This window comes from Polaribacter irgensii 23-P, assembly GCF_000153225.1.
Classification (GTDB): domain Bacteria; phylum Bacteroidota; class Bacteroidia; order Flavobacteriales; family Flavobacteriaceae; genus Polaribacter; species Polaribacter irgensii.
The window spans coordinates 1,267,586-1,279,506 of record NZ_CH724148.1 but is presented as its reverse complement, the minus strand read 5'-3'; the positions used below and the strand labels follow the sequence as shown (position 1 = coordinate 1,279,506).

At 35.8% G+C, this 11,921-nt stretch carries 10 protein-coding genes; 7 read left to right on the top strand and 3 right to left on the bottom strand.

What is annotated here, in order from left to right:
* Positions 1–2: 2 nt before the first annotated feature.
* Together alaS and PI23P_RS05675 are read left to right on the top strand one after the other, a co-directional pair.
* Positions 3–2,621: an alanine--tRNA ligase gene (gene alaS, locus PI23P_RS05680; protein ID WP_004569799.1), complete on the top strand. Its 2,619-nt coding sequence runs from the start codon at positions 3–5 to the stop codon at positions 2,619–2,621.
* Between the two features lies 1 nt (position 2,622).
* Positions 2,623–3,573: a GSCFA domain-containing protein gene (locus PI23P_RS05675; protein WP_004569798.1), complete on the top strand. Its 951-nt coding sequence runs from the start codon at positions 2,623–2,625 to the stop codon at positions 3,571–3,573.
* An 80-nt stretch (positions 3,574–3,653) separates the two neighbouring features.
* Here PI23P_RS05675 and PI23P_RS05670 read toward each other — a convergent pair whose 3' ends face one another.
* Positions 3,654–3,932 carry a rhodanese-like domain-containing protein gene (locus tag PI23P_RS05670; RefSeq protein ID WP_004569797.1) on the bottom strand — a complete coding sequence of 93 codons (279 nt, stop codon included), beginning with the start codon at positions 3,930–3,932 and terminating at the stop codon, positions 3,654–3,656.
* Positions 3,933–3,977: 45 nt separating this feature from the next.
* A complete protein-coding gene (locus PI23P_RS05665; RefSeq protein ID WP_004569796.1) occupies positions 3,978–5,720 on the bottom strand; it encodes an aromatic amino acid hydroxylase in 1,743 nt (580 codons plus the stop codon).
* A gap of 274 nt (positions 5,721–5,994) precedes the next feature.
* Here PI23P_RS05665 and gpmI point away from each other — a divergent pair, with 274 nt between their 5' ends.
* From gpmI to PI23P_RS05645, 4 genes are all read left to right on the top strand, one after another.
* On the top strand, positions 5,995–7,512 hold the full coding sequence (gene gpmI, locus PI23P_RS05660) for a 2,3-bisphosphoglycerate-independent phosphoglycerate mutase (RefSeq protein WP_026288405.1): 1,518 nt from the start codon (positions 5,995–5,997) through the stop codon (positions 7,510–7,512).
* 18 nt (positions 7,513–7,530) lie between these two features.
* A complete protein-coding gene (locus PI23P_RS05655; RefSeq protein WP_238299983.1) occupies positions 7,531–8,061 on the top strand; it encodes a thioredoxin family protein in 531 nt (176 codons plus the stop codon).
* 179 nt (positions 8,062–8,240) lie between these two features.
* A complete protein-coding gene (gene map / locus PI23P_RS05650; RefSeq protein ID WP_004569793.1) occupies positions 8,241–9,044 on the top strand; it encodes a type I methionyl aminopeptidase in 804 nt (267 codons plus the stop codon).
* Positions 9,045–9,060: 16 nt separating this feature from the next.
* The gene (locus PI23P_RS05645; protein ID WP_238299982.1) at positions 9,061–9,837 is read left to right on the top strand and encodes a class I SAM-dependent methyltransferase; all 777 of its coding nucleotides are present in this window, start codon (positions 9,061–9,063) and stop codon (positions 9,835–9,837) included.
* 17 nt (positions 9,838–9,854) lie between these two features.
* Here the strand turns inward: PI23P_RS05645 and PI23P_RS05640 are convergent, their stop codons facing one another.
* Positions 9,855–10,874 carry an FAD:protein FMN transferase gene (locus PI23P_RS05640; RefSeq protein WP_004569791.1) on the bottom strand — a complete coding sequence of 340 codons (1,020 nt, stop codon included), beginning with the start codon at positions 10,872–10,874 and terminating at the stop codon, positions 9,855–9,857.
* A gap of 121 nt (positions 10,875–10,995) precedes the next feature.
* On the opposite strand from PI23P_RS05640, the gene PI23P_RS05635 reads away from it, so the two are divergent.
* Entirely contained in the window at positions 10,996–11,832 is an 837-nt protein-coding gene (locus tag PI23P_RS05635) for an OmpA/MotB family protein (RefSeq protein ID WP_004569790.1), read from the top strand.
* Positions 11,833–11,921 lie beyond the last annotated feature (89 nt).

Genomic DNA, 11,921 nt, shown 5'->3' with positions numbered 1-11,921 from the left:
TTATGAAATCACAAGACATTCGTGCTACGTTTTTAAATTTTTTTAAAGAAAAATCACATTTAATTGTGCCTTCTGCTCCTATGGTCACCAAAGATGACCCTACCTTAATGTTTATAAACTCGGGGATGGCTCCTTTTAAAGAATATTTTTTAGGAAATGCAATTCCAAAAAATAATAGGATTTCAGATTCACAAAAATGTTTGCGCGTTTCTGGAAAACACAATGACTTGGAAGAGGTTGGTTATGATACCTACCACCACACCTTATTCGAAATGCTAGGAAACTGGTCTTTTGGAGATTATTTTAAGAAAGAGGCTATTGCTTGGGCTTGGGAGCTCTTAACTGAAGTTTACAAAATAGACAAAGATATTTTATATGTAACTGTTTTCGAAGGCACTGAGGACGCAGATGCGTTAGAAATGGATACAGAGGCCTATGATCTTTGGAAAAAACATATTCCTGAAGACCGCATTTTAAAAGGAAATAAAAAAGATAACTTTTGGGAAATGGGCGCTCAAGGCCCCTGTGGACCTTGCTCAGAAATTCACGTAGACATTCGCTCTGCAGAAGAGAAAGAAAAAGTAGATGCCAAAACCTTAATCAATGGAGACCACCCGCACGTAGTAGAAATATGGAACCTTGTGTTTATGCAATTCAATAGGAAAGCAGATGGATCTTTAGAAGATCTACCAAATAAACATATCGACACAGGAATGGGGTTTGAACGCTTGTGTATGGTTCTACAGAATGTTCAGTCTAATTACGATACCGATATTTTTAAGCCAATTATAAGTGAAATTGGGACGATTACCAACACAAAATATGGTAGCAACCAGCAGCAAGACATTGCAACCCGCGTAATTTCAGATCATCTTAGAGCGGTTGCTTTTTCTATTGCAGACGGTCAATTACCAAGTAATACTGGTGCTGGCTATGTTATTAGAAGAATTTTAAGAAGAGCCATTCGCTATGGGTTTACTTTTTTAGATAAAAAAGAACCCTTTATTTATAAGCTTGTCGATGTACTAAGCAAAAAAATGGGCACTGCTTTTCCAGAATTAATAGACCAAAAACAACTTATTGAAAATGTCATTAGAGAAGAAGAAGCTTCCTTCTTAAAAACCTTAGATAAAGGACTGCTCTTATTGGATGTTCTTATATCTTCTACAGATTCAAAAGAAATTTCCGGTGAAAAAGTATTTGAGCTGTATGATACTTTTGGATTTCCTGTCGATTTAACTGCACTTATTTTAGCTGAAAAAGGCTATACTTTAGACGAAAAAGGCTTTCAAGAAGAACTTCAAAAACAAAAAAAGAGGTCAAGGGCGGCAAGTGAATCGGCTACTGAAGATTGGACTGTCTTAGTAGAAGATGCGGTAGCGGAATTTGTCGGATATGATACATTAAAAACAAGTGTAAAAATAACCCGATATCGAAAGGTAACCTCTGTAAAAGACGGTGAAATGTATCAATTGGTGTTTAATTTAACGCCATTTTATCCTGAAGGTGGTGGACAAGTTGGAGACAAAGGATCCTTAGAAGATATACATGGAAATGTTGTGTATATTCTAGACACTAAGAAAGAGAACAATGTTATTATTCACTTTACAAAAAATCTTCCAAAACATATCCTTGAGGGTTTTATAGCGGTTGTAGAAGAAAAACAACGCTACCGAACTGCTTGTAACCACACGGCAACACATTTACTGCATCAAGCTTTAAGAAAGGTTTTAGGAACCCATGTTACCCAAAAAGGTTCAGCCGTTCATTCTAAATATTTACGTTTTGACTTCTCTCATTTCTCTAAATTAACGACAGACGAACTTTTTGAAGTGGAAAACTTTGTCAACGCCCGAATTTCAGGAAAACTTCCTTTAGAGGAGCAAAGAAATGTACCAATGCAAGACGCAATTGATCAAGGTGCAATGGCATTGTTTGGTGAAAAATACGGAGATACAGTGCGGGCAATTAAATTTGGTGCTTCTGTTGAGCTCTGTGGAGGAACACATGTAAAAAACACAAGTGATCTCTGGCACTTCAAAATAAAATCTGAGGTTGGAGTTGCTTCAGGAATTAGAAGAATTGAAGCGATAACAAATGACGCCGTAAAAGATTTTTACGCCAAAAACAACAAAATCTTATCTGAAATAAAAGAGACTTTAAACAACACCAAAGAGCCTACAAAAGCAGTTTTAAAATTACAAGAAGAAAATAATTTTTTACAAAAACAAATCGAGCAACTTTTAAGAGAGAAAGCACAACATTTATCTGGCGAACTTAAAAGTCAATTAATAGATATGAATGGGGTCTCCTTTCTTGCCGCCAAAGTAGATCTAGATGCAAACGGAATTAAAAATCTAGCATTTGATTTAGGGAAGGATGCTACAAATTTATTCCTCTTGTTTGCCAATGCACCTTCTAAAGATAAAGCAATGCTCACCTGTTATATTTCTAAAGAATTGGCCAACGAACGCGGTTATGACGCAGGTAAAGTGGTTCGAGAATTAGGGAAGTTAATTCACGGTGGCGGTGGTGGCCAAAACTTCTTTGCAACTGCTGGCGGGAAAAACCCAGGAGGGATCTCTAAAGCTTTAGAAAAAGCAAAAGAATATGTGATATAAAATGAAGCTTCAAACCAATTTATACCTCAAAAAACAAACGAACAACCCAATAGACTATGCCTCTAAAATATTCTTATTGGGTTCTTGTTTTTCAGAAAATATTGGCGACAAACTTTCATATTACAAGTTTCAGTCCAAACAAAATCCATTTGGCATTCTCTTTCATCCAAAAGCAATTGAGCTCCTAATAATAAACGCCGTTCGGCAGCACAAGTACACAGAAAAAGATCTAATTTTTCAGAATGAACGCTGGCATTGTTTTGCAGCGCATTCCAGCCTAAGTTCGACTGATAAAAACGAAGTTTTAACAAATTTAAATGCTGCTTTAGCTGAAACAAAAAAACAACTAGAAGAGGCTTCACATCTTGTTATTACTCTGGGCACCTCATGGGTCTATAGATATTTAAAAGAAGGCACCATCGTTGCAAACTGCCACAAGGTTCCGCAAAAAGAATTCTCAAAAGAATTACTCTCTAGTGCCGAAGTTTCAGAAATATTAAGCAATATTACAACGCTCTTAAAAACAGTGAATTCAAAAGCAGTAATCGTGTTTACAATCTCTCCTGTACGCCACTTAAAAGATGGTTTTGTTGAGAACATGCGCAGCAAAGCGCACCTTATCGCAGGAGTACATGAAACCATTGCATCAGAAGCAAAGTCATTTTATTTTCCTTCCTACGAAATTGTAATGGACGAGTTAAGAGACTATCGTTTTTATGATGCAGATTTAGTGCATCCGAATAAAACAGGCATCCATTATATTTGGGAGAAATTTACTGATAGCTGGTTCTGTGAAGCTTCAAGAACCACCATGCGAGAAGTGGAAAGTATTCAAAAAGGACTTTCTCATAAGTCTTTTAACGAGATGTCTGACCAACATCAGCAGTTTTTAAAAAACTTGGAAAAAAAGAAAAAAGAAATTACAGCAAAACACCCCTTTATTTCCTTCTAGAAAAGGCGAAACTACAGCTTTCATTGCCTTTCATTAAAGAGAAAAAAGCTTCAATATAAGAAACGACTTCGCAGCGTCTGTTATTCTAGGACTGCCGCAACATTCTGCCAAGGACCGCCATTCACTGCGTCAATGCCATTCTGATTTAAAAATTGCGCCGCTTGACCACTTCTAGCACCACTTCTACACACTGTAATAATTGGTTTTTTCCAAGACTTAATTTCCGCTATTTCTGCTGGAATTAAATTTAAAATGATGTGTTTCGCACTTTCGATGTGATCCTCTTCCCATTCCTCAATGGTTCTAACATCTAAAATAATTGCCTCTTTTTCTAAATATTCTTTTATCTCTGCGCTCATATCTTTATTATTTTACTTGTCAAACGAACCCTAGTTTCGCTCAAACTATTTGGTTACGAGTAAATTTAATCCGTTTTCTATTAGTTTGTGATATGCTGTATTCTCCTGCAAAACAATCAAATAAGCATGTATTTCTTTTTGAATACACATATCCTCTTGCAAAGCTACTTCATATAGTTCTAAACTCAACAACCAATCTTTAGAAAATTCGGTTTTCAATTGTCTAAAAATACGTATTACTTCTTCTTCCAAAACTGAATTTCCTTCCCGCATACTTCTCACTTTTTTGTACAAAGAATACAATTCCTTCTCTTTGTCAGTGTATTTTATTTTATGTGTTTTTGTCTTAGAGACCATACCCTGATCTTCGAAAGAATTAACATCCGCCGCATCTGCATAAGCAGAGACTACACTCTCACCAACAGCCATATTGTAAACACCTAATTCTGGTGTAAATAGCACTGACTGATAATGTGTAACGGTACAGTTTTCAAAAGAGATTAATAATATTTTTCCACGTAAATCTCGCGTTCCAGTAATCACATCTCCTGATACTGTAATACCACCTTCAAATTCTAAAGAAATATTTTTTCCTTCAGAAATCTGATATGCATCTAAATCTCTAGGGCTCATGTTTTCAATAGCAATATTAATTCCTTTTAACTTACCGATAGGGCTTCCAAAACCACTGGTATGCTTTTCAATACCATGACCTATTAACTCTTTGTCTCTGTTTGATAGCGCCGTACAACCCGTGGTTTGAAAATATATAGGATTGCTATTTTCATCTTCAATTACAGCGGTAAAAATACCAGAAATCTGAATTCCTGTGCTCAACTCTATGGTACCTATATTCTGAGAAGCAATCAATTTTTGTATGCCTTTTAACCCTCCCTTTCGAATGGCCATTTTATTTGCAAACTGTTCTAAAACCAAACTTAAATGTGCAAAATCTGGAATAACAAATAATTGTGGTTGGGGCTTCGTAATATCAAAATTGATGTCAGCTGCAGCAATTGAATAGGCTATTTTCTTTACCTCTGGTTGCATGCACCCAGCACTTTCACCAATTGAAGATAACAATCCTGCTCCATAAATTTTAGGATCTTCTAAAGATCCTATCAAACCGTATTCAACGGTCCACCAATGTAAATTTCGTATTTGCGCCATTTCAGAAAGTGCCCCCATATTGTCCTGCAAATAACCGACGTGTTCTTCAGCAGCCTCTCTTTCTCTCTCGGAAGCGTTTGGGTTTTCTTTTAAGATCGACAAAAGACGAATGGCTTCGTACATTTCATAATCCTTCGCAGAAGAAATTGCTTTGCATCCTATTTCACCAAAACGCCTGAGATACTCCGCATATTCTGGATTTGCAATAATCGGTGCATGCCCGGCAGCCTCGTGGATAATGTCTGGAGCTGGCGTATATTCAATATGATTTATTGTTCTCATATCGGATGCAATGACCAACACATTATACGCCTGAAACTCCATAAATGCATTTGGGGGAATAAAGCCGTCTACAGACACTGCTGCCCAACCAATTTCCTTTAAAATTCGGTTCATCCCTGCCATCTGAGGAATATCTTCCGTAGAAATTCCTGTTTTTGAAAGTCCTGCAATGTATGATGTATGTGCAACTGTACTCAAATAATCCACATTAATACGCATCACATACCTCCACACAGCTTGATTTTGAGGAGTATACTCGTCATAAGGTTGCTGAACAACAAACTTGTGAAGGTGCTTTGGTAACTTTTTTGTGACATCATTCAAAGGGAAGTGCATAGGGGTTTTTTTATTGAATTATTCCCACAAAATTACGCATTAAAATAATGATTCTTTAATGATAGCTCACGAAAACTACTATTTGTTTTCCTCTTAATAAATGGAAAATGCACAAACGACGCTGAAAACCAAAAAATATGATTAAAATCAATCAAATCGTCATCGATATTCGCCTTTAAATTTAAAAATAGCTCCTTTGTTTACGCTATCGGTTTCGTTGAATATTAAAAAAAAGACAAAAAACTTTCCTACTTTTACAACTCAAAATAAGCCCATGAACAAGAAAGTAATCTTAATGATTTTAGATGGTTGGGGAATTACTCAAGACCCAAAAGTCTCTGCTATTTACAATGCAAAAACACCTTTTATAAATGGTTTATATGACCGCTATCCAAATGCATCATTAAGAACTGACGGTTTGCATGTTGGTTTACCAGAAGGCCAAATGGGGAATTCCGAGGTTGGACATATGAATTTGGGTGCAGGAAGAATTGTATATCAAAATTTAGCGCGCATCAATAAGGCGGTAAAAGAAAAAACGTTGGGGAAAGAGAAGGTAGTTTTAGATACTTTTAAATACGCAAAAGAAAATAAGAAGACTGTTCATTTGTTAGGTTTGGTTTCGAACGGTGGAATCCATGCACATATTGACCATTTAAAAGGAATTTTAGATGTTGCCAAAGCGCACGAAGTTGACAATGTATATCTACATGCCTTTACGGATGGCAGAGATTGTGACCCCAAATCAGGTACCTTTTTTATAAATGACATTCAAGAATATATGAAAGAAAGTACGGGAGAATTGGCTTCTGTGACGGGACGTTATTATGCAATGGATAGAGACAATCGCTGGGAACGGGTAAAAGAAGCCTATGATGGTCTTGTACATGGTATTGGAACAAAGACTTCGGATGTACTGGCAAATATGAATGCAAATTATGAAGCTGGGACGACAGATGAATTTCACAAACCACTTATTGCAACTGATGCCAATGGTGTACCAAAAGCGCAAATAAAAGAAGGTGATGTCGTTTTGTTTTTCAACTACAGAACAGACAGGGGAAGGGAATTGACAAATGCATTATCTCAAAATGATTTTCCAGAATTTGGTATGAAAAAACTAGACTTGTATTTTACTACAATCACTTTATACGACGAAAGCTTCACAGGAATCAATGTAATTTACAACAGTGACAATATAAAGAATACGCTTGGAGAAGTGCTTGCTAAAGCAGGAAAAAAACAAGTCAGAATTGCGGAAACAGAGAAATACCCACATGTAACTTTTTTCTTTTCTGGTGGTCAAGAAGCGCCTTTTGAAGGGGAATCTCGAATCTTAAGGAACTCTCCAAAAGTAGCAACCTACGATCTCAAACCAGAAATGAGTGCCTACGAACTCACAGAAGCACTTTGTGAAGATCTTGAAAAGGGAGAGACAGATTTTGTTTGTTTAAACTTTGCAAATGGAGATATGGTTGGCCATACGGGAATAATGGAAGCAGCAATTAAAGCATGCGAAACCGTTGATAATTGTGTTAAAATGGTTGTTGAAACCGGCTTAAAAAACGGATATACAACTTTGCTAATCGCAGATCACGGAAATTGTGAAACGATGATGAACCCTGATGGTTCTCCAAATACAGCCCATACGACCAATCCTGTTCCTTTTATTTTAATTGACACGGAAATAAAAGCAATCAATAGTGGTGTTTTAGGAAATATTGCACCCACTATTTTAGATTTAATGGGAGTTGCACAACCCGAAGAAATGACACAACATTCATTGTTATAAACTCAAAATATGAAAAGCATGAAATATATACTTTTAGTACTCTTTACACTCACATTCAGCGCCTGTAATTCACAACAAAAAATAACCACCAAAAAAAATAACAGTGGTGATTTGATAGGATTCGCTAATAAAGCATCCTTTAATCAAGCTCCGTATGATACGTGGTTTACTGAAAACTTTGATACATACAACCCGAATGAAACAGTAATTCTAGAACTGAGAGAAGCCCTGAAAAATGTAACAATAAAAGGTTTTATAGGAACTTGGTGTGGAGATAGTAAACGAGAAACTCCACATTTTTATAAAATTTTAGAACGGGCTAATTTCAACTTTGAAAACTTAACATTAGTGACCGTCAATCGTGCAAAAAAAACACCAGACAATCTCCAGCAGGGATTAGATATTGAGAGAGTTCCTACATTTATTTTCTTCAAAAATGGAAAAGAGATGGGACGCTATGTAGAGTATGCCATTACTTCTCTTGAGGAGGATATGTTGAAAATTGTGACAGATCAAGTCTACAAGCACGCTTACGACAAGAGCAAATAATTAACCAATCTCAATCCATAAAAACTTTTTTTGTTCTTATAGTTTTGACGGTATTTATTACAGAATTTTTAAAAGAGAATATTGCTTTAAGAAAAAGTGCTCTTTTCTCTAATTGCAAATGTCCATTTTAGAGCACTATCTCCTTAAATTATGCTAACTTTGTGGCTCAATTTTTTTATATGATTCAAATTAAGACTTCAGAAGAGATAGAAATGATGCGCGAGAGTGCATTGATCGTGTCGAAAACATTAGGAATGCTTGCGAAAGAGGTCAAACCAGGCGTTTCCACTCTTTATCTAGACAAATTGGCCGAAGACTTTATTCGATCTGAAGGGGCTATCCCTGGTTTTTTGGGTTTATATGATTTTCCAAATACCCTTTGTATGAGTCCAAATGCTCAGGTAGTTCACGGAATTCCCAATAAAAACCTTTTGATAGAAGGAGATATCATTTCTATAGACTGTGGTGCTAAGAAAAATGGATTTTATGGCGACCACGCGTACACATTTGCAGTAGGTGAAATAGCCACAGCAACTAAAAAATTATTGGACGTTACTCGGGCGAGTTTGTATGTTGGTATTCGAGAGTTCAAAGCAGGGAATAGGGTCGGCGATGTTGGCTATGCCATTCAAAAATTTACAGAAGATCACGGTTATGGGGTCGTTCGAGAATTAGTTGGACATGGACTGGGCAGAGAAATGCATGAAGATCCTGAGATGCCAAATTATGGTAAAAGAGGAAAAGGTAAAAAGTTTGTCGAAGGAATGGTGGTTGCAATAGAGCCAATGACAAACTTGGGAACACATAAGATAAAGCAGCATTCTGATGGCTGGACGATTACTACATTAGACAACCAACCCTCCGCTCATTTTGAACACGATATTGCAATTTTAAATGGAAAACCAGAATTACTTTCTACCTTCAAATATGTGCATGACGCCCTGGGAATTGTAACCAATGAAGAAGATGAATTTCGACAGTAATTATTAATACCGTTCTGTGTCAAATAAATTCTTTAAATCAGCTCTAAATACAATACCAAGACCTTGGCTCATAAAAGCGAGTTATTTGGTAAGACCCGTCATCGCAAGGTATTTGAAAGGAACTACTTTTACAGATCCTATAGACGGCAAAAGTTTTCGAAAATTTCTTCCTTATGGTTACGGTAAACAAAGAGAAAACGCCCTTTCCCCATCCACGCTATCCCTTGAAAGACATCGATTACTGTGGCTTTATTTACAAGATAAAACTACTTTTTTTTCATCGACAAGAAAATTAAAAGTATTGCATATTGCACCTGAGCAATGCTTTTTAGACCTTTTTAGAAAACAAAAAAATCTCGATTATATTACAACAGACCTCTACTCTCCCCTTGCCGACGTAAAAGCCGATATCTGCGATTTGCCTTTTAAAGGGAGTGAATTTGATGTTGTTTTTTGCAACCATGTTTTAGAGCATATTCCTGACGATTTCAAGGCAATGCAAGAGCTGTACAGAGTTTTAAAACCTGGCGGATTTGGTGTCTTTCAAATACCCCAAGATCTCACTCGCGCAATCACCTTTGAAGACGATACAATTACCAATGAAGAAGAACGTGCAAAAATATTTGGACAATATGATCATGTGCGCATTTATGGACGTGATTACTTTGATAAACTGCGTGCGATTGGTTTTAAAGTTGACGCCGTTGATTACACCAAAAACATTTCCAAAGAGAAACAAGTTCGTTACTGCTTAATGAAAGGAGAGCTACTCCCAATTTGTTATAAATTGTAACCCGCAACAAAACCCTATTATTTACTTTTGTAATTTGTATACTCTTCCAAATCTCCAGTGCTATTTGCGTACAGCAAAATCACTTCTAATTTTGGGTTATTATCGAGAAAGGCCTTTGTACTCTCTAAGCCCATAGCCATGAAAGCAGTTGCATATGCATCTACATCGGCACAGTCCATTGCTGCAATTACAGAAACACTTAACAATGTACTTTCTATAGCATATCCTGTTTTAGGGTTTATCGTATGCACATACTTCTTGCCAGTATCTGTAATTCTATATTTTCTATAATTTCCTGAGGTTGCCATTGATTTATTTGATAGATTAATCTTCTTATAGCCCGAATTAAATTCCGATGCGATTGGATCCACTAATTTAATGATCCAAGGTTGTTGCAAGTCCTTGAAACCATTGGTTCTTATTTCACCGCCAATTTCCACTAAGTAGCTCGTTATATTTTTACTTTCTAAAAAACGCGCGACTACGTCAATACCGAACCCCTTTGCAATCGAATTAAAATCTAAATAAATTTCTGGATATGCTTTTACAATACGCCCCTCCAAAGAATGCACTTTATCCAAACCTACAAACTGCATTTGACGCGCAACCTGAACAGCTGTTAAATCAAATTTTTCATTTTTTGGTCCAAAGCCCCACGCATTTACCAAGTTGCCCACGGTAGGATCAAAAAAACCATCCGTCTCTTTGAATATACGTTTCGACTTTTCAAAGACTTCCATAAAATAAGCGTCGACAACTATGGCTGATTCTCCATTGTTTATTTTAGAGATATCCGAAGTAGGAATGTAGGTTGATAAGGATGCATTCATCTTTAAAAACAAACTATCAATACTTTTTTGGTAATTTGTTGCTCCTTTTAAATACACAATTTTGTATGTAGTTCCAAAGACTGCTCCTTTTAGTGTATAGTCCTGCAAAACCTGTTCTTTTTCACAAGCGGAGATGACAAATAGAACACCTAAAAACGATAAAAATGATAAAAATGATAAAAAAAAAGAAGAATAAGAGTATTTCATAGCGAATTATTAGAGAAAACAAAAATAGCACATATATTTCTCACAAATTATTGTTAATCGTTCTTTTTGTTCATCCAATTTGTTAGCTTTGTTCTCTATAATAAACTTAAATCAAAAAATAATGAAGAAGTTATCTTTAATTTTATTCTCTGTAATTCTGGTAAGCTCGTGTGTTTCTAAAAAAGAATTTGTTGCATTACAGGCAGATAAAACTAAAACACAGGAAGAGTTAGTAGCCGTAAAATCGAACTTACAAAAATGTATCATCGACAAGGAAAAAGAAGTTCTTAGTTTAGAGGAACGCGTAAAATATCTACAAGACGATAAAAAAAATGCATTAAAGCAAGTTGAGAACTTAACCGTTTTAACGCAATCTTCTTCGGATAATATTAAAACTGTAATTGCACAGTTAAGTGAAAAAGACAAATACATAAATGGTGTACGAGAAGCAATGACTCAAAAAGATTCAATAAACCTCGCTATAAAATACCACCTTACTAAAAACCTAACAGAAGGTATTCAAGACAAAGACATCGAAGTAAATGTTGAAAAAACAGTTGTGTTCATCTCTATTTCTGATAAATTATTATTCAAAAGTGGAAGTTACAATGTAACCGATGGTGCTTATGTTGTTTTGGAAAAGATTGCGAAAGTAATCAATGATCAACCTGAAATGGAAGTTATGATTGAGGGTCACACTGATTCTTCTCCAATCAAAAGAGAGATTATCCAAGATAACTGGGATTTATCAGCTTTAAGAGCAACCGCAATTACACGAATTTTACAATACAAGTTTGGTGTACAACCAAACCGTTTAATTGCAGCAGCAAGAAGCCAGTACGTTCCATTAGCCCCTAATGATACTGCAGAAAACAAATCTAAAAACAGAAGAACTAAAATTATAATCATGCCAAGATTAAGTCAGTTTTTTGATCTTTTAGAGCAAGATGCTAAGTAAATTTTAGTTTCTACTCATCATTAAAAAGCCACTGTATTAAAGTGGCTTTTTTTTGTTCTACAAAATAAAAACAACTACTTTAATATGTT